Here is an 18,262-nt window from a genome sequence, read left to right on the forward strand (position 1 = left end):
GAACGTGACACTACCGCTGAGCCCGGGATCGCGGCAGCTGGGAACTCTCTGCAACCGCAGCGTCCGGCTCGGCGCCTCCCGACTGGGCGAACAGGGTGACCGCCTCGTCGTAGAGTCGACGGGCGCGGCGGGCGTCGTCGCGCGCGGCCCGGCGGGCGAGCCGCAGCGTCGCCCGAGCCATCTCGTAGGTGAACGATGCCCGCGACGCGACGCCGAGCGCCCGCTCCCAATGCTCCACGGCCTCGGCCTCTTCACCAACCGCGACGAGCACGTCGCCGAGCGCAATGTGCAGGTTCGCCCGCTGGCTGGGATCGGAGATCTGATCCTTCTGCTCCTGGACGCGACGAAGACCCGGGAGCGCCCCCGCCGCGTCGCCCCGAGCGAGCCGGGCCAAGGCGAGCGCCACCAACGCCTGCAGCGAGATGCGCGCGCTGCGTCCCTCCGCCAAGGCGAGCGCTTCCCTTGCCGCCGTCTCCGCGCCGTCGATGTCTCCGAGCGCGAACAGCGGCTCGGCGAGGTTCGCATGTGCCAGGGCGATCACCGGCACGGGCACGCCCTCGGACGCCCAGGCCTCGCGGATCAGGGCGCGATGCTCCTCCGCCGATCCCGCGTGATCGCCCAAACGGTGCATAGCGATGGCAGCGTTGTCCCGCACCACCGCTCGCACCATATCGCCGCCTGGCACCCCGTCGGTGGCGCGCGCCACCTCGAGGAAGACGTCTCTCGCCTCGACGAGTTCGCCGGCGCGGCCGTGCACGATCCCGATACTGTTCATGGCCGCCAGGTCGATCCGCGCGATGCCGGCCTCCTTCGCGTGCCGGCGCACGATCCGCAGTTCGTCCAGCGCTCCCGGGTCGCCTGCCGCGACCAGCACCTGCGTGAAGAATGAGTGCGTCACGGCTGCCGCCGCGGAGTCGCCCAATCGGTTCGCCGCGTCGATGGCCTCCTGGAAGAAGTCCCGGGCGAAGGCGAGCGGCGTCTGCTCGTAGACGAACCTGCCGACCGCCTCGACGAGGTCGACGACGCCGGCGGGATGCCAGGGTGCGAGCGCCCTCGAGACGGCGACGATGCGGCCGAGTTCGCTGCGCAGCCACATGCTCGCCTCTCGACCGGGGATCTCGGCGACGATACGACCCGGCATCCGCGACCGCGCCACCGACCCGGCATACAGCGACTCGGCCGCCGTCCACGCACCCTCCAGAAGATCCTCGCCGAGCCGGCACAGCGCCGCATCGCGGGTGCTCTGCGCATCCTCATCCCAGGACCTGGCCGCGGCGAAGGCCCTGATGAGGTCGTGCAATCCGATGCGGCCCTCGGCGGGAAGCTGCGCGCAGTGCGCACGAACCAGCCCTTCGGCGATCACCTCCGACGCATCCGGCGACGCACCCAACAGCGCGGCGAACTGCCTGGCCGACAGATCCTCGCAAGGCTGCGTCGCCAGCAGGCGCAACGCTTGGCGTTCCCCCTCCGAGAGGGCCTGGTACGACCCGGCGATCGCGGACTGAATGGCCTGATCCAGCTGCGCGGCCTCGCTGCGTCGTCGCATCGCCGCGGCGTGGTCGGACAGCGTCCACGACGGCCGTTCGGCGATCCTGGCGGCGACGAGGTCGGCCGCCAGGGGCAGACCGCCGGTGAGTTCGACGATCTCCGCCGCAGCGTCGGGCTCCGCCATCACGCGCGCGGGACCGATCCGGTCGCTCAGCAGCTCGAGCCCCTCCTTGGCGCTCCACGGGGACAGGTCGATCACCTTGACGTAAGAAGGCAGGTCGAACGTCATCCGGCTGGTCAGGATCATCGGCGTGCTGCGGCACCATCTGAGGAGATCGCGGGCCTGATCGGCGGCCGCGACGTCGTCGAGGAGCAGCCCGACTCGTCGCGTCGCAAGGCAGCCAGCGATGGCCACGACCCGATCGTGAAGCGAGTCGCCGGGGCTCACCAGTTCGAGCGCCCGTTCGATCGCGTCCAGCACGGCGGTGACGCGGGCAGGCCGGTCGGTCTCAGTGCCCCGCACGTCGATCGTCAGCACATCGTTCAGGCGCCCGGCGGCCCGCAGCCGACGCAGTGCCTCCCCCGCGAGCCGGGTCTTGCCCGCCCCGCCCATTCCGGTGATGAGGATCCGACCCGCCCTGCTCGCCAGCGCGACCTCCCGGTCGCGGCCGATGAAACTGGACGACTCCATCGGCACGCCCAGACGCGACGACACGACGGCATCCGACTGCGACTGATGGGGAAGCGCGCCGCACCATTGCCGCCAGACGGAGACTTCGTCGTCATCGGCGCCCAGGACACGCACGATATCGAGCAGCAGTTCGGCGTCGATGCGCCGTCGGCCGTCACGGAAACAGTCGTAGACGGTGACCCGCCCCGGCAACCGGGAACGCGCGACGCCGCGGGCCACCCTCGCCTCCGCGATGCGCAGCGCCAGATCTGCGTACGAGGGAGACCCCGCCTCCACGCGGCGCGCACGCAGCCGGGCGACCAGTTCGTCGAGGCTCGTCGGCGGCACCCACGGCCTCCACACATCACTCACCTGACCTCCAAGATCCTTCTCCCCACGCTATCCGGACGGACGATCGAGAACCTAGGAAAGCGCTGATCAATGGGGCACCTCCAAGAAATCCCGCCAGCAGATGGCACCTGCTGGCGGAATCCCTCACTCGATCGTGCCTCCCGGATCGCCGGACAGGTAGCTCATGGTACGGGTGATGAGGAACACCGAGTTGTACTGGGTCACGGCCTGGAACTGCTCGAGCACATCGCCGCCGCGCAGCAGCCCGGCCACCTCGTATCCGGCGACGCTCAGCACCGGCTCAGTGCCTCCTTCGCGCAGCCGGCCGATCTCCGCGGCCACCTGCTGCTTGCCCAGGTCGAGCGCATGCCCGAGGACGGCGTCGTACTCTACGTCGACGACGGCGAGGTTCTCGTCGAGCACCGCGTTGTTGTAGTACTTGTCCACCAGCGACTGGTTTCGCACGTAGTTCATGAGGCCATAGCCGAGCGTCGCATAGGCCGCGTTGGGCTTGCCCTCGCCGATGTAGTCGGCGATCCCGGGCTGCACCTGCTGCTGCGTCACGGCGGCGGCGATGGAGATGTCGACGTTCGACAGCGCCGCGAGCATCTGTTCGGTCGAGACCCCACGCGAGTCGGCGAGCGGCGCCACCACGTTCTCTGTGAAAGCGGTGAGGTTGGCGTCAGCGCCGCGCCGGAAGAAGTGTCCCACCTGCTCGAGATCGATCTCATCCGAGAAGGCGGCGCCGGGGTTGTCGCGTCCGGCTTCGAAGACGGCGGAGGTCGACGTCAGCTGCGAGCGCGCCAGCTGAGACCAGAGCACCGGCGTCACCAGCGCGCTGAAGAACTCATCCAAGGAGGAGTAGTCGTCGGCCTCGTAGCGCGCCTGGATGGTCTCGATGCTGGTCTGCGAGAAGAGCACGAGAGAGTAGGCATCGAACGCGCCGGAATACGCGTTGATGAGCCCCTCGGCGTCCGCGACGTTCTTCGGCGAGTAGGTGGAGAGCCGGTCGAGGAACGCGAAGAACTCCCGCTCCGCCGTCGACGAGTCGAGGGCCTGTTCGAACAGCACGTCGAGCCCCGCCAGGCCCTTGGTGTAGAGCGGCACCGTGAGCTCGCCCGTTGCCACGACCGCCTCGAGGGCGCTCGCCGCCTGGCTGGCAAGGTTGTAGGCGCCGGCCTGGAGCCCCTGGCGCTGGAGATCCTCGGCCTTGTTCGCGTAGTCCTTCACGAGGTCGATCAGGCCGGCCTCGATGAAGACCTGCTGGATCTCGTCGGGGAGTCGGTCGAAGTCCTTCTTCGCCGACGAGTAGCGAGCCATCGCGATATCGGCCTGCGGCTTGACCTTGTCGTAAGACGCTGAGTCGAGCCGCGGATCCCGCGAGACTCCGGGCAGATCGATGTTGACGCCCGTCAGCAGGCCGTAGGCCTCGTAGATGTCGCCCACCTCGACCACCTCGACGCCGTCGCGCTCCCCCGCCTTGATGACGTCGACCAGCTTGCCCTTGTGATCGGGTGTCATCCGCTGACCCAGCGGGATCAGGACCTTCGTGATGCCGGCGTCAGCGGCCGCGCCGACCTTCTCCGGAATCCCCCCAACCGGTCCGATGGTGCCCGTCGCGTTGATCGTGCCGGTCATTGTCACGTTGTCCAGGAACTCGTCGCCGCGAGCCACCGCGATGAGCCCGGCCGTGGTGAGCGCGCCGGCGCTGGGACCGTCGATCCGCCCGTCCGTCTCGAACCGGAACTCGCCTTCCAGGGGCTGTCCCAGCAGCAGGGTGGAAATGATCGCCGCGTTCCAGGCCCCTGCCTGCGACTGAGAACCGATGCCTCCCACCTCGTTCTCGGAGAACTCCACCCTGAAGTCGCCCTTCTCGGCGGGCTCCTTCCTGCTGATCACGGTGGTGCCCGTCGAGCCCTCCGATCCCGCGACCGCCAGCCACGTGATGCTGAGATCCGTGGCCTTGGGAGCGGCCGTCGACGGCGACGAGCTCACCGTCGGAGAAGGCGTCTCGGGGCCGGGAGTCGCGGAGCAGGCCACCAGGCCCACACCAACGACGGCCGCCACGGTGGCGACCACGATGCGACAATGAGTCCAAGCCATGGTGTCCCCCTGAGGCGTTCGACGGATGGCGTTTCCCCATAGCTTCAGGCGCTCCGTCCAAAACACGGAACGCCCCGGGCCTAACCCGAACAATCCCGAACACGCTGGTAGACGTCGGTGCACCTCCGTAGAGAGTTTGAGAACCCTGGCCCGGCCCTGAAAACCGTGGCTTCTCGCCTGTCTCGGGGTGCCTACGAGCGTAGCGAACGGCCATCCGAACCCTCGGTGACCGACTCGCGGGGTCGTGTGGTGCGGTCAGTTGGGAAGACTCAAACCTCTCTGAGCGCCGCCGAGGTTGATGAGCTGGTGGCGCTGTACGAGCAGGGCATGACGCTAGCGCAGCTCGGTGAGCGGTTCGGCGTCTACCACCGAACGGTGGCCGCGCACCTCGTCCGCCGTTCCGTCCCGATGCGCGTGCGAGGGCTGGCTGAGGAGCACACGTGCGAGGCTGTGAGGCTCTACGAGGGCGGGATGACCTTGATGGAGGTTGGTCTGCATTTCGGGGTGAGTCAGGGGGCAGTGAAGAGGGCGGTGGCCGCAGCAGGTGCGACCATCCGCCCTCGGGGACGTCGGGTGGCGGTTACAGAGTGAAGTCCTCCTCGGAGTGCTTGGCCTCGTACTCGGCGATCGCCAGCATGATGCCGAGCTCGGGAGTCGCGGGAAGGCTCACGCGGCCTTGCCCGACGACGTAGAGGGGCACGTCGGCCTCGTCCAGCGCCTCGATGATGCGGGCGAACTCGGTAGACGGTCGGCTGAGTCGGTAGAGGTCCGCGACGATGAGCGCCGATGCCTGCCCGTCGCGGATGGTGGCGAGGGCCTGGTCGAGCGCGGGTCGTGTCCGGCCGTTGTCGTGGAACTCGCCGCTGACCTCGTAGCCGAGCTCGGCGGCCAGGCATTGGCAGGCGGCCCGCTGGTGAGCGTGGGTTGCCCAGTTCGGGCGTGCGCTGCGGGTGTAGATCACGGCGCCCATCACGCCACACTCGCCATCGGGTACTTGAGGGACTGTGCCTCGTTCATGCGGCGGGCGGCGACGCTCGACGGCCTCCTGGACGCGGGCGCGGACGAGCAAGATGACACTGACCAGGCCCATGATGAGGAACTTGAGCGCATTCCAGCAGAACAGGAGCACGAGGAGGTTCAGCCAGCCCGGGCCGCCGCCCTCGATCAGCGTGATGCAGTAGTTCGCTGCGAGGAAGTACGGGACCGCGAGGAGCATCGCGAGGATGCCCCACTTCAGGCCGCGGCGGGTGCGGATCGCGTCGAGCGCGATGTTGGTGGGCATGTAACGCCGCAGGTAGTAGCGGGCGTGGGCGCTGAGCGCCCAGAGCAGTCGGATCATGGCGTTTCCTCTCGTGGCACGGTCAGGTGACGAGACAGTGCGTAGAGAGTGGCCCGAGGGCCTGTCCGCGAGGGACGCCACATCAAGGAGGAATCTGCCTCCCCTCCAGAGTACGACGCTCCGGCGACATTCGTAAGAGGTGCGCCCGGGGATTCGGGCGGCGCTCGCGCACCTGTCTGGCACACACGGATGGGAGCCGGGCATGGTCACGATCACTTCTCTCGCCAAGGACGAACGCTCCGCACGGGTCGCCCTGGCATCGACCTTGGAGCCCGACGACGCCGTGACCGGCAGGCTCCTCGCCGCGGTCGGCGCGGTCGAGACCGTGCGCCTGGCAGCCGGTGCCGGCGCACTCCCGAAGAACGTCGATGCGGTCGAGGCCAGGCTGTGGCGCAACAAGGTCGCCCCGCGAATGGATGCCCGCACGGTCACGCAGGCACTCGCGGAGACTGACCGCCTCGGGCTGCGCATCCTCATCCCCAGCGACGATGAGTGGCCGACCGCCCTCAACGATCTGGGCAACCGCGCCCCCACCGCTCTATGGCTGCGAGGCGCTGTCTCCTACCTCACCGCGCCGCTGAACGATCGCGTCACGATCACCGGAGCCCGCGCCGCCACTAGTTACGGCGAGCACGTCACGGGCGAACTCGCCTCCAATCTGACCCATGCTGAGCGGATCATCGTGGCCGGCGGCGCCTACGGCATCGACGCCGCCGCACACCGAGCCGCACTCGCCACAGGCGGGCAGACCCTCGCCGTCATGGTCGGCGGCTTGGATCGCCTCTACCCATCCGGCAATCGTGAGCTGCTGGCACGAGTCGGAGACCTCGGCCTGCTCGCCAGTGAGATGCCGCCCGGCTCCGCGCCGACCAAGTGGCGTTTCCTCGCCCGCAATCGCATCCTCGGTGCCCTCTCCGGTGCAACCGTCGTCGTGGAGGCCGGCTATCGCTCCAGCTCCCTCAACGTCGCCGCCCGCGCTACGCAGCTCGGACGCCCGGTCGGCGCCGTGCCCGGCCCGGTAACCAGTGCCGCCAGCTCCGGCACGCACCGGCTCCTGCGCGAAGGCATCGCGTCCCTCATCACCGACGCCACAGACGTCACGGCCCTCCTCGACTCGCCCGCAGGTGGCGGCGGGCAGGCATTCGCGCGTGAGTCGGGCATCACCCCGTCCGCTCATCGGGAGGGGCGCGCGCTGTAGGCAGCCACTGGTCGGCGTCACCGCCAGTTGTCGCAGGTGATCCCTACGCTGGGGGTCATGATCTTCACCGCTCTGCATCGCGCCCTCGGGGTCGCTCCTGGACCTCTGACGGACGAACTGCTGGATGCGGCGGTGAGCAGCGGAGTCATGGAGACGACCGACCTGGACTGGAAGTCAGAGCTGCCCCCGGCGAAGGGACTACCGCAAACAGACTTCCCCAAGGACGTTGCAGCGATGGCGAACAGCGGCGGCGGCGTCATCGTGTTCGGAGTACGCGAGTCGCAGAAGGCCGCGACAGAGCGAGTCGACGTCGGAGAGTTCGATGAAGCGTACGAGCGATCCCTGCGCTCCGCAGCGATCACCGCTATCTCCCCGCCCGTCTTCGGCCTCAACGTGCACCGCCTCGGAACGGAGGGTGCCCGCGCTGTCGTCGTGGAAGTGCCGGCAAGCGTTGACGGGCCACACCTGATCTACCGCAACGACTACTTCGGCGCTCCGGTGCGCAACGACTCCGACACCGTATGGATGAAGGAACGACAGATCGAGGCGATGTACCGAGCACGCTTCGATGAACGCCGCCACGCCAGCGAAGCGCTCGACAACCTGTATGCCGAGACCGCGGGCGGCCGCGCCACGAGCGAACGCGCCTGGCTGATCGCTGTCGCCCACCCGCGCGTCCCTCGCCTCCACAACCGCCTGACGCGCGACGGAGCGCGCGACGTACTGACCAAGGCCGAAGGCCTCGCCCTGTTCTACGCCGGACGTGGAGGTGTGCACCCGCTGGAAAACGTCGACCGGCACAACCCACGACCGGGATCGCGGCGCTGGGTCGCCGTCAACACCGCAACGGGCGACAGATCACAGTGGAAGGAAGCATGGGCAAGTCTCCACCACGACGGATCAGTCACGCTCGCAGCCGCAATCGGCGGCCACCGCATGAGTAGCGACGGGTACTTCGAGGGATCGCAGGTCCAGTCGGACGCGGTCGAGTGCGGCGTCGCAGGCCTGATGGCTCTCATCCGGACGACCGCCGACGCGACGGGCAACGACGAGTACGACGTGCGCGTCGGGATCGAGTGGACCGGATCAGAGGCCCTGACGATCCTCACGGTGGATAACTTCGGCCACTCCTACGGTGGTGTCTCCACACCGTTGCACCGCTACATGCCTGTCGAGAGCACCGTGAACGCGGCGGCTGCCGACCTTGACTTCTACTGGCGTGTTCACGACCTCGCTCAGGATTGCGTCAACCAAGGCGGCGTATCAAACGTGCGGCTGATCCGTCCGCCCGAGCGCGAGGAGGCATAGTTCTTCCGCCTCCTCTGCGGTGGGCGGCCCTCGTCCCGTAGGAGCTGGCTACGTCAACGTTGTCGGCGTGAGCGGCCAGCCCTGTCCGATCTCCGGAACGGATTCAGAGAGCACGGCGACCTCAGTGGCTTTGCCGACGCGATGCGCTGAGTAGTGGAGCTCAAACTCTCGACGCCGACGCGCCGCGTAGAGCTCCGCCACCTGTGGAGCGTTGTCATAGGTAAGAATCCACGGCCTGTCTGCGACGGAGTTGAGGACCCGCGCAAGGTCTTCGTGGTCGGTTGCAGAGAAGGCGTTGAGGTACAACGAACCGGCCTTCTCGAAGTAGGGCGGGTCGGCGTAGATGAAGACATCGTCCTTGGGAGCGTACTCAGCGATGACCTCAATACCATCGCGCGACGTCGGGACGATGTTGTCTGCATAGAGCGACAGTATTCGGATACGTTCAGCAAGGCCGTCCCGGTTGAAGCGGGCGTCGATCTTGTAATTACCCGTTTGGTCTAGCCCGCCGATCGGGCCGCCGTTGAGCACCCCGGACCTGTTCGTGCGATTGAGATAGAAGGTGGCAAATCCGAGCTGTGACAGATCGCTGGTGTCGGCGGCAACATAGATTTCGCGCTGCCGCCGCCACTCGGTGACGTCAAGCTTGGCCTTGTGGATTCGCTCGATCAGCCATCCGGGCTCGGACTGAACCGTAGTCCAGAATGCGTGGATAGCCGGGTCGAGGTCGTTGATGACGACGCGCTCGACTTGCCCCGTTACCAGGAGACTGAGACCGGCGCCGACTCCGCCCGCATACGGCTCGACGTAGGTGCAGCCTGCGAGGTCCATATCGCGGATCATCTTGCGCAGGCGCGAGTACAAGGCAGACTTTCCGCCCGGGTACCGGAGCGGTGAGATTCGCGGGCGTCGTGTGGACACCCCGATGGCGCTCGTGCTCATGGCTTCATCACGTATCTCATGATCGAGTCGATGGAGGCCCACATTGAGAACGTTTGGTCGGGATCGACTAGGAAGTGGTGGTTGTGGTTGATCGCATTGAGCGAGTCGCCTGAGTTCGTGTACGTAACGAGCTTCCCTGTCCTGACGCCCTCGATGACCTGGATCAGGTGCTTCGGGCCGTTCGCCTTGACGTGTTCCAAGAGCCAGTTCAGGGCGTGGCCAAGTTGGACACGGCCGTTCTGGTTGTTCCCGGAGCCCTTGATGTCGATCGACTTTGCCTCCGCATACGCCTTGATCGACTTTTCCAGTACGGCCCGGATCATTAGGAAGGTGGCGTTAGGGAACTTTTGCACGTCGACCTCAGACAGTTCGCCGAGCAGCAGTTTCAACCCTTCGGGGTAACTCGCGGGAGCCTTGATCTGCCCGAGGTCGAGGTTCCTGAGCTTCTTCTTGGCTGGACGCTTCCTCGGAGGCTTCGGCTCCGCGGTGCCAGGCGCAGCGCTCGGAGGTTCTCCGAGACCAGGTGCCCCCGTGGGCGGAGTCGGCTTAGCGCCGGGGCCACCGGGCGGTGGGTTGTTCCCTCCGTCGGGAGTCGTCCCTGTAGTTGGGGTTGTGGGGTTAGGCGGAGCTGCTTCTCCCGCGTCAGCAACGATCTGACGCAGTTCCTTCATCAGCTGCGTGTAGCGAGGACTTGAGACCGAGTTCAGGCTGCGCGTGTTGATGTTCTCGTCGTACATCCCGCGAACGATTGCCGTAGCAACATCTTTGAAGACTTCGTCCGAGAGCGTCTTCGTGACGTTGCCGTCTGAATCCATCGTAAGCCCCGTCAGGTCAAGGAACTCTTTCGACTCGTAGATGCGCGCCAGCGTCGATAGGCCCCTGGCCCACTTCTTTGTTGCAAGGAAGTCTTGAAGCTCGGCCTCGTCGTAATGCACGGACTTGAAGAGATTGATGATGTGCGCTCGAAAGACGAATTTGCGAACGTCGATCGTGGGATACCTAGTCAGAAGTTCACGGAGCTTCCTCCCCGCGTCGATCTGCGCCTGGAAGAACGCCGCCTGCCTGCTGGGACTCCAGGCCCGCCGCAGGTTCCCGGTGTGGATAGCCGCGATCAACTGATCCGCTTCGGTCTGGTTCGGTGCAACCATGACCCGGACCTTCGCGAGCGCAGAGCGGTCTGGCAGAAGGGCCGCCAGCGACGCGACTCGCGCCTGATAGTCGGGGACCAACATCGGGTTCTGGATGGCTTTGAGTGCAGCGAGCCTGCGGTTCCCCTCAACCATCACATACTTACCGCGTCGCTTTAGGACGACCGGCGTCTCGTGTGTCAGATAGCCGACCTTGCAGATGCCCTCGACAAGCGCTAACGCATCTTCGTTGACGAACAGGTCTTCAATGATGTCGGCCTCGACCTTCGCGTCGGCCACTTCAAGGCGAACGTTTTTTGGATCGAGTTGGATTTCTTTCAGGACGTCAAGCTCAACTTCGGGCCAGTTCGAAGTATCTAGCATTTGTCACCGCCTAGGACACTGTTCATCTCGGACAGTGCCGTCACGACCTCACTCATTGTGCTCTGCTCCTGCCTGCGGCAGTGAACCGCGGACGTACGCAAGGACATCGCTCCTCACGAAGCGCCAAGCGCGTCCCACCTTCTCTCCGGGCAGCGACCCCGCGCGGGCGAGTGAGAGCACTGTCTTGGTGGAGACACGCAAGAGCGCTGCCGCTTCATCAGCGGTCAGAACCTCGTTATCTTCCGGCATCTTCTCGTAGCCTCCTTGTACGGGACACATCTTCACGCTACCAGGTCGCGGGCTTCGTAGGTTGGCGTTCAGGCGCTACAAGGAGCGTCGGACCGGCCTAGTAGTAGCAGGCGATTGACGTGCGCTGTTCGGTTCTCTTTCGAGCGAGCGGGTTCGGTCAAGCGCAGCACGGGCGCGGGCGACGTCGATCTTCTGCGTCTCGGCTTCGGCGGGTGCTCCGAGGGGTGCGGGTCCGGTGATGCCGTAGCGGTCGCGGTAGGCGGCGATGGTGCGCGCGGCGTTCCGCCATGCCTGGGCCGCTCGTGCAGTCTTGGGTGGGGTTCCGAGTTTCGTGATCCACTCGTGTTTCTCGGTGAGTGCGGTGTCGAGGAGAGCATCGGCCCGGGCTTCGATGAGGTCGCGTCGCTCGGTCAGCGCTTGCCGCATCTCGGATGGCATGATGCCGGTGGCTTCGGGGATGAGGCCCACGATGAGACGTGGTGTTCTGCGTGCACGCCCGGCTCCCGCTGGCCTGGCGGTCGCGCGGGCAAGACGGTAGTGCAGGACCGCGGCGATGTCGTCGGCGTCCCCGAACCCGCGTGCTCGCACGAGGCGCGGCAGCAGGGTCTCGACGTCGTGCTGGTTGGCCTCGGCCCGACGGAGCTCGGCAGTCAGCGCTCCGAATGCGGGTGAGGCGATCGCGTCCTCGGCGTCGTCGTCGCTGAGCCCAGACGAGCGGACGAGCGCGGCCCAGCGGTCGTGTTGGGCGGCGGCGGCCAGGGTCTCGTACTCGGCGGTAAGCTGCGCGATCGAGGCCCAGGTGTCCTGCTCCGCAGTGATCGTCTCGTGCGCCGACAGCTCGGCACCGACGTGCTGCAGCACCCCGAACAACACGGACCGGGCTGTCGCCTCGGTGTTGTCGCCGGGGCGAGGGCCGTCGTGGGCGGGGTCGGGCTTGTCGACGGCGACGTAGGCGATGTTCTGCTCGCGCCCCCTCGTCATGGCGACATAGAACGTCTCTCTGGTCATCGACGCATCCGCCAGGACGTGCGAGGAGTCCACGGTGATGCCCTGCGCCCGGTATGACGTCACGGCGTAACCGAGATCGAGGTGTTCGGCCGCGTACTCGGCCGGGACCACGACCGAGGCGCCCCACGTGCGCCCTGCGCGGCGGAGGGTGAGAGCGCCGTCGTCACGGACCTCGGTGACCGTCCACCTATCGCCGTTGCGGACCCAGGACCGTCCCGCGCGGAGGCGGCGGTCGTTGCGGCGAGTGATGACCGTATCCCCGACCGCAGCCCTCATTCCGTCGTGCAGTTCGACCTCACGGCGGGCGTTCACGGTGCCGTCGAGGATCAGATCAGCGCGTGCCCGGTTGTTGAGCGCCTGGACGGACTCGTTCGAGGCGGTCACGAGCACACTGGCTCGCCCGGCGAGTGTGTCGTTGCGCCAGGCGGTGTAGGCGACGTCGATCATCTCCTCCGTCTCACCACCTCGGATGCGACCGTGTTCGGTGTAGGTGTCGATGACATCGGTGCGCCCATGCCGCAGCGCGAGGGACGCGGTCTTCTCCCACGGGTGGACGAACCGGTGCACGTCGACCAGCTCCGGGGCGTCGTCACGGTCGTGGACGAGGAGGGAGAACGCGCCACCGGCGGTGACGGACTGAAGCTGGGCGTGGTCCCCGACCAGCAGCACCTTCGCCCCGGCCTCCGCCGCCAAGGCGGTGATGCGGTCAAGGGAGAGCGTGCCCGCCAGCGATGCCTCGTCGACGATGACGAGCTGACCCTTGCGGAACGTCTCGCCGGCGCGGTCGTGAGTGTCGAGCCACTTGGCCGTGTTCTCGGTCTGGATGCCGAGGTCATCGGCCAGGACCTGCGCGGCGACCGCGGACGGCGCAAGCCCGACCACGCTGCCACGTCCGTGCTCGCGTTCCCACGCCCGCCGCAACGCTGACATCGCGGTGGTCTTCCCCGCCCCAGCAGGGCCGACCAGCACATCGACCACCCGGCCCGAGAGCGCGATCTTCGTCAGTGCGGCCGCCTGGTCGTCACCGAGCATCCGGCCCTTGCTGTCGGGCCGCTTCGTAACCCGTTCGACGGTGGTCAGCGGCACGGTCGGTGCGGTGGTGGTGTGGGCGCGTTCGAGGAGGCGGTCTTCGGCGGCCAGCAGCTCCTCGGAGGAGAACAGCGCGGAGTGCTTCGGCCGGAACACGCTCGTGCCGTCCGGTCGGCGGAACGCGGCCGGGCTGGATGCGAGCTCGGGCGGGGTCAGGCGCAGCGAAGCGGCTTCGGCGGCGTCTACGACCAGGCCGACGATAGCTTCGCGATCCTCTGTCGACGCGAACCGGTAGGCCATCGTCTGCCGCGCGGCCTCGGCAGTGAGGTTCCAGCGATGCCAGGTGGATCGCTTCTCACCGACCGCAGCCACAACGTCTGCCCCGAGCGAGTCGATCACATCCAACGGCACGTCGTCCGCGCGCAGCAGCAACGGCTCCTTGTTTGCCGTCACGCCGCGCGCCCACGAGGTCGTATCCGACCCGAGCACCTGCCCGGCCCGTTCCCGCCAGGAGGCGGTGAGGTCAGCCAGCGACCGGACTTCCTTCTCCGGCCGGGTCGAGAGGGTGGCCTGGGCGCGGAGCTTCATGATCGTCGCCGGCGACGGCCGCCGCCCATGCGCGTCGACGTACTGGCCGATGAGGCGGTCGGTCTCGGCATCAATGTGCCGGGCACGGGTGGAGAACTCCTTCACCATCGCCTCGGGCACCGCGGCGATCGCCCACGCGGGGTTGCGGTCGCGGCCCATGTCGCGCGCCTCCCACGAGACGCCAAACGAGCGAGTGAGGTGGTCAGCGAACACCGCCTCGTGCAGCTCGGAGAGGGCGACCACGGCGGCGTGCATCGGCCGCCCATCCAGCGACCGCCATTTGCCATCGAGGACGGTCTGCACCTTGTTGCTGATGACGACATGCGTGTGCAGGTGCGGGTCGCCCGCCCGGCTGTCGTAGTGATCGAACGCCGTGGCGACCAGACCTGCGACGTCGACCTGTGCAACCGCGCCGTCGCGGTCGGTTGCGCCGGTGCGGGTGGCTGCAACCTCCCGCTCCATGAACGCAACCACCTCCGCAACCGCAGCGTGATGCGCGTCCGCGATCAACGCCTGCGTCCCCGCGTCCGCGACCGCCCAGAGCACGCTGGCGGACTTCGGGATCGAGAACGTGAAGTCGAACCCCGCAACCGCCCGCCGCGTCCCGCGCCCGGCCTCCTCCGTGTCGATGGCCGCGACCGCCTCCGCGCGTGACGCCGGCCCGAGTGCGGGATCAAGCGCACTGGTACGTGCCTCGATCCGCTCGGCCACGGTTCGGTATTCGGGGTACGCGCGGCCCAGCGGTTCACCGGTGATCGGGTCTCGACCCATGCCGACCAGCAGCTGGAGCTGGGCTTCGGAGACCTGATCACCCACGCTGATCCGCCCGCCGCCGAGTGTGGCGACCCCGGCACCGAGCCAGCGACCGGGCGGGGTGCCCTCGGCGTTGTAGTAGCGCGTCAACGGAGTCGAGAGCGAGCGGTCGCCGTCGCCGGCCGCGACAGTGCGCAACAGGTACTTATACCCGTCACCCGCCGACATCACGCGCATCGAAACCGTCATCCGGCCCGCCCTCTCTGCCTGCTCACGAGGTGAGCAGCGGCCCGCCGAAGGCGGGCTCAACCTCGATCTGCAAGAGGCGTGGTGGCTCTGAGGGAGGCGGAGACGAAGGCTCCGTCAGAGGCCGGGCGCGGCGCGGTCAGCGAGGCACGGGAGGCACGGGAGGCGCGGGAGGCGCGGCGAGCACCTGGCAGATAACCAGCCCGGTCAGCGCTCGCAGAGGCAGCGACCGGGGATCACCGATCTGCCGGAGTCCTCATGCCGAACGCCAGCGACGAACCGGGCGACCGCCGCCTGCGGGTCGGGTCGCTGTTCTCCGGCTACGGCGGACTCGACCTCGCTGTCGAGGAGGTGTTCGACGCCCGCACGATCTGGTTCTCCGAGATCAACGAGCCCGTCGCCCGCGTCTTCGCCCACCACTGGCCCGACGCCCCCAACCTCGGCGACATCACCACCATCGACTGGAACACTGAAACCCGGGGCGCTTCAGAGGGAGTCCTCGGTGCACAGCGGCCAGGTCGGGCAGCCCAGCCCGGATGCGGTAAGCCTGACCGCCCCGCCGGTCGCGACGATCAGGATGTTCGCGGCCAGGGAGAGCTTCGCCCACACGAGCGGTCGGGCACGGACCCATTCCCACAGCCGCGCCCGCCAACCATCGCCCCGCCCGGCGACGTGGGGCGTGTCGAGGGGGCGGGTTTCAGGCACGGCGGTAGCGGCGTGCGCGGATGAACGAGGTCACCCCGAGAACCAGGTAGACCAGCAGCGCGACGAAGGTCAGGGTGCTGGCGATGACCGCTATAGGGCGCTCTGCGGTGCCCCCGAGGAGCTCCCCGAGCTTGAGGACGTTCATGAGCGTGCCGGCCAGGCCGACGAGCGCGACTGCCAGCGCCGCATGGATCGCGTGCCGGTGCGCCGCCTCTTTCCGGGAGATGAGTCCGGCGATCACCAGCAGGATGCCGAGGGCTGCGGGGATCAGCGCGGTGAGGCTGGATGCCCCCGACGCGATGTAGGCGACTATCCCGATCACAGTCACGACTGCCCCGGTCCCGATCGTCCACTTCGTCATGCTGTCGTTCCTCTCCACACACGGTTACTGTACCATTTAGTATAGTCTAGTGGTTGGTGAGGTACGGCGTCGATACGGAGGAGGCGGCACGGTGGTGAGGCCGAGTAAGAAGTCTGCGATCGTCGAGGCGGCGATGCGGGTCGCTGAGGAGCAGGGGCTGTCTGCGGTGACGATCGACGCTGTCGCCGAGCAGGCGGGCATCACCAAGGGGGGCCTGCTGTATCACTTCCCGAGCCGGACGGCACTGCTGAGTGGGGTGTATGAGCAGTTGGCGGCCGACTGGGAGAAGGAGATGGTCTCAGCCGCCGGGAAACCCGCTTCTGAGGCGACCCGTGCTGAGCGGTTGGCGGCGTATGTGCGGGTCGCCCGGTCGATGACCCGCGCGGAACTGGTGTTCATGGCTGACGGCGCCGCGCACCGTGACCTCTTCGCACCCTGTGCGGAAGTGGCCGCGCGGTGGACGACCCCGCTCCCTCAGCCCGGCGTGGACGACAGGTATCCGCGGGAGGAGCTGCGGATGCTGACCGCACGGATGGCCGCCGACGGGCTGTGGAGCTACGAAGCCCTCACCGGGGAGCCCATCCCGCAGGCTCTGCGGGTGCAGCTCCTGGAACACATCGCCGCCTCCCTGGACACCACCAGCACGGACTCTGCGCGATGAACACAAGAATCTATGGCAACCGGCCGGGCGCAATGATCGAAAGAACTCCTGACACAAGAAGGCATCCCCGCACATGAACACTGTGAACACTCAAGCGTCATCGCTGTCATCGCGGCGGTGGGTGCTGCTGGTGACTGTCGCGTTCGGCCTGTTGCTGATCACGCTCGACAACTCGATCCTCTACACCGCCCTGCCCACCCTGACGGTGGACCTGGGCGCGTCGGCCTCCCAAGGCCTGTGGATCATCAACGCCTACCCGCTGGTGATGGCGGGCCTGCTGCTGGGGTCGGGAACCTTGGGTGACCGGTTCGGGCATCGCCGTCTCTTCCTGGTCGGTCTCACGCTCTTCGGGGCGGCGTCGCTGGTGGCCGCGTTCTCCCCGACACCGGAGGTCCTGATCGGTGCGCGTGCGCTCCTCGCGGTGGGGGCGGCGTGCATGATGCCCGCCACTCTCGCGCTGATCCGGCTCGGGTTCGATGACGTGCGGGAGCGGAACATCGCGATCGCGATCTGGGGCAGCATCTCCGTGGTCGGCGCCGCGCTCGGACCCATCGTCGGGGGTGCACTGTTGGAGCGGTTCTGGTGGGGGTCGGTGTTCCTCATCAACATCCCCGTCGTGATCGCAGCCCTCATCCTCACCCCGCTCGTCGTCCCTGCAGGAACCCGGGACCGGGCGAAGAAGTGGGATGCGATCTCCTCCCTCTACGCCCTCCTCACCCTCACCGGCGCGGTCCTCGCGATCAAAGAAGCCGCCCACACCCCGCAGAACTGGGCGATCGTCGCAGGCGCCACGGTCGTCGCGGCCATCGGCGGTGTCCTGTTCACCAGACGCCAGCTCCGCTCGAACGATCCGCTGCTGGACTTCGGGGTGTTCCGCAACCGCGCGTTCAGCGCCGGGATCATCACCGCAGCGACCGCAATGTTCGCCATCGGCGGCATCCAACTGGTCACCACGCAACGCTTCCAACTCGTCGACGGGTTCACCCCACTCCAAGCAGGACTCCTCGTGGCCGCTGTCGCGATCGGGTCTCTGCCCACCGGGATTCTCGGCGGCGCGTTCCTGCACAGGCTCGGGCTGCGCATCATCATCAGCGGAGGCTTCACCCTCGCCACAATCGGCATGATCATCACCCTCATCGGAGTGCAGACCGCGTTCCCGGTATTCGTGGCCGGGCTCGCCGTCACCGGCGCCGGATTGGGGGCCACGATGTCAGTCGCATCGACCGCGATCGTGGGGAACGTCCCCCCACGCAAGGCCGGTATGGCAGCCTCGGTCGAGGAAGTGTCCTACGAGTTCGGCAGCCTCATCGCCGTCGCCGTCCTCGGCAGCCTCCTCTCCCTCTTCTACACCTCCCGCATCCACCTCCCCCAGGGCGCCCCTGCCGAAGCCGCCGACAGCATCGCCACCGCCCGCGACCTCGCCAGCGACCATCCGGGCCTGCTCGACGCCGCCGCTATCGCGTTCAACAGCGGCTACACGACCATCATGATCATCATCGCCGTCGTGATCGCCGCAGGCGTCATCACCACCGGGTGGCTGCTCCGACAGTACGGACCCGGCAGCACCGCCTCCGCCTACGAAGACAACACCCACTAAGCCTCGCGCTAAGAGGATCACGACCTATGGATTGTCACCACCGCAACCACGCCGCGGAGCATCAATGACACACACGCCCTCACGAAACGAACGCTTCTTCCGACTCGCCTTCCGCACCACCGCGCTCATCGAAGGCATCAGCTGGCTCGGCATGC

General features: G+C 67.4%; 14 protein-coding genes and 1 pseudogene. 6 read left to right on the plus strand and 9 right to left on the minus strand.

Annotation, left to right across the window (positions count from 1 at the left end; all coding sequences use genetic code 11):
* Positions 1–10: 10 nt before the first annotated feature.
* The gene (locus P0D62_RS12555; protein WP_275702900.1) at positions 11–2,530 is read right to left on the minus strand and encodes an NB-ARC domain-containing protein; all 2,520 of its coding nucleotides are present in this window, start codon (positions 2,528–2,530) and stop codon (positions 11–13) included.
* A gap of 123 nt (positions 2,531–2,653) precedes the next feature.
* Complete coding sequence (locus tag P0D62_RS12560) at positions 2,654–4,612, minus strand: S16 family serine protease (protein ID WP_275702901.1); 1,959 nt, start codon at positions 4,610–4,612, stop codon at positions 2,654–2,656.
* Positions 4,613–4,939: 327 nt separating this feature from the next.
* On the opposite strand from P0D62_RS12560, the gene P0D62_RS12565 reads away from it, so the two are divergent.
* Positions 4,940–5,203: a hypothetical protein gene (locus P0D62_RS12565; RefSeq protein ID WP_275702902.1), complete on the plus strand. Its 264-nt coding sequence runs from the start codon at positions 4,940–4,942 to the stop codon at positions 5,201–5,203.
* On the opposite strand, the gene P0D62_RS12570 is transcribed toward P0D62_RS12565, so the two are convergent.
* Positions 5,193–5,951: a recombinase family protein gene (locus P0D62_RS12570; protein ID WP_275702903.1), complete on the minus strand. Its 759-nt coding sequence runs from the start codon at positions 5,949–5,951 to the stop codon at positions 5,193–5,195. The two genes, P0D62_RS12565 and P0D62_RS12570, sit on opposite strands and share 11 nt — an antisense overlap.
* Positions 5,952–6,153: 202 nt before the next feature.
* Between P0D62_RS12570 and P0D62_RS12575 the strand changes: the two genes are divergently transcribed.
* Positions 6,154–7,149: a DNA-processing protein DprA gene (locus P0D62_RS12575; protein WP_144317176.1), complete on the plus strand. Its 996-nt coding sequence runs from the start codon at positions 6,154–6,156 to the stop codon at positions 7,147–7,149.
* Between the two features lie 57 nt (positions 7,150–7,206).
* A complete protein-coding gene (locus P0D62_RS12580) occupies positions 7,207–8,457 on the plus strand; it encodes an AlbA family DNA-binding domain-containing protein (RefSeq protein WP_144317177.1) in 1,251 nt (416 codons plus the stop codon).
* Positions 8,458–8,505: 48 nt separating this feature from the next.
* On the opposite strand, the gene P0D62_RS12585 is transcribed toward P0D62_RS12580, so the two are convergent.
* Genes P0D62_RS12585 through mobF form a run of 4 tightly spaced genes read right to left on the minus strand, consistent with a single transcriptional unit; the run spans position 8,506 to position 14,786 of the window.
* The gene (locus P0D62_RS12585; RefSeq protein WP_144317178.1) at positions 8,506–9,399 is read right to left on the minus strand and encodes a DNA adenine methylase; all 894 of its coding nucleotides are present in this window, start codon (positions 9,397–9,399) and stop codon (positions 8,506–8,508) included.
* On the minus strand, positions 9,396–10,910 hold the full coding sequence (locus P0D62_RS12590; RefSeq protein WP_144317179.1) for a hypothetical protein: 1,515 nt from the start codon (positions 10,908–10,910) through the stop codon (positions 9,396–9,398). The genes P0D62_RS12585 and P0D62_RS12590 overlap by 4 nt, the downstream gene beginning before the upstream one ends.
* Positions 10,911–10,958: 48 nt before the next feature.
* Positions 10,959–11,189 carry a helix-turn-helix domain-containing protein gene (locus tag P0D62_RS19185; protein WP_313420503.1) on the minus strand — a complete coding sequence of 77 codons (231 nt, stop codon included), beginning with the start codon at positions 11,187–11,189 and terminating at the stop codon, positions 10,959–10,961.
* A 45-nt stretch (positions 11,190–11,234) separates the two neighbouring features.
* Positions 11,235–14,786: a MobF family relaxase gene (gene mobF, locus P0D62_RS12595; RefSeq protein ID WP_259914337.1), complete on the minus strand. Its 3,552-nt coding sequence runs from the start codon at positions 14,784–14,786 to the stop codon at positions 11,235–11,237.
* Positions 14,787–15,041: 255 nt separating this feature from the next.
* Between mobF and P0D62_RS12600 the strand changes: the two are divergent.
* Positions 15,042–15,236, plus strand: a pseudogene (locus tag P0D62_RS12600) (DNA cytosine methyltransferase); the annotation flags it as partial.
* 33 nt (positions 15,237–15,269) lie between these two features.
* On the opposite strand, the gene P0D62_RS12605 reads toward P0D62_RS12600, so the two are convergent.
* Positions 15,270–15,488, minus strand: coding sequence for a COX15/CtaA family protein (locus P0D62_RS12605; RefSeq protein WP_376783098.1), 219 nt, complete (start codon positions 15,486–15,488; stop codon positions 15,270–15,272).
* Entirely contained in the window at positions 15,481–15,849 is a 369-nt protein-coding gene (locus tag P0D62_RS12610) for a hypothetical protein (protein ID WP_144317182.1), read from the minus strand. The genes P0D62_RS12605 and P0D62_RS12610 overlap by 8 nt, the downstream gene beginning before the upstream one ends.
* Before the next feature lie 91 nt (positions 15,850–15,940).
* On the opposite strand from P0D62_RS12610, the gene P0D62_RS12615 reads away from it, so the two are divergent.
* Positions 15,941–16,510 (plus strand): TetR/AcrR family transcriptional regulator, encoded by a 570-nt coding sequence (locus tag P0D62_RS12615; protein ID WP_259804121.1) that lies wholly within the window; start codon positions 15,941–15,943, stop codon positions 16,508–16,510.
* A 73-nt stretch (positions 16,511–16,583) separates the two neighbouring features.
* Positions 16,584–18,107 (plus strand): MFS transporter, encoded by a 1,524-nt coding sequence (locus tag P0D62_RS12620; RefSeq protein ID WP_275702904.1) that lies wholly within the window; start codon positions 16,584–16,586, stop codon positions 18,105–18,107.
* Positions 18,108–18,262: the final 155 nt, after the last annotated feature.

This window comes from Tessaracoccus caeni (assembly GCF_029211185.1).
Lineage (GTDB): Bacteria > Actinomycetota > Actinomycetes > Propionibacteriales > Propionibacteriaceae > Arachnia > Arachnia caeni.

Bases quoted from the DNA above. Each gene is read 5' to 3' on its own strand.
- P0D62_RS12560 (WP_275702901.1), bottom strand. From the start codon at position 4,612: ATGGCTTGGACTCATTGTCGCATCGTGGTCGCCACCGTGGCGGCCGTC.
- P0D62_RS12565 (WP_275702902.1), top strand. From the start codon at position 4,940: ATGACGCTAGCGCAGCTCGGTGAGCGGTTCGGCGTCTACCACCGAACG.
- P0D62_RS12570 (WP_275702903.1), bottom strand. From the start codon at position 5,951: ATGATCCGACTGCTCTGGGCGCTCAGCGCCCACGCCCGCTACTACCTG.
- P0D62_RS12575 (WP_144317176.1), top strand. From the start codon at position 6,154: ATGGTCACGATCACTTCTCTCGCCAAGGACGAACGCTCCGCACGGGTC.
- P0D62_RS12580 (WP_144317177.1), top strand. From the start codon at position 7,207: ATGATCTTCACCGCTCTGCATCGCGCCCTCGGGGTCGCTCCTGGACCT.
- P0D62_RS12585 (WP_144317178.1), bottom strand. From the start codon at position 9,399: ATGAGCACGAGCGCCATCGGGGTGTCCACACGACGCCCGCGAATCTCA.
- P0D62_RS12590 (WP_144317179.1), bottom strand. From the start codon at position 10,910: ATGCTAGATACTTCGAACTGGCCCGAAGTTGAGCTTGACGTCCTGAAA.
- P0D62_RS19185 (WP_313420503.1), bottom strand. From the start codon at position 11,189: ATGTGTCCCGTACAAGGAGGCTACGAGAAGATGCCGGAAGATAACGAG.
- mobF (WP_259914337.1), bottom strand. From the start codon at position 14,786: ATGACGGTTTCGATGCGCGTGATGTCGGCGGGTGACGGGTATAAGTAC.
- P0D62_RS12610 (WP_144317182.1), bottom strand. From the start codon at position 15,849: ATGACGAAGTGGACGATCGGGACCGGGGCAGTCGTGACTGTGATCGGG.
- P0D62_RS12620 (WP_275702904.1), top strand. From the start codon at position 16,584: ATGAACACTGTGAACACTCAAGCGTCATCGCTGTCATCGCGGCGGTGG.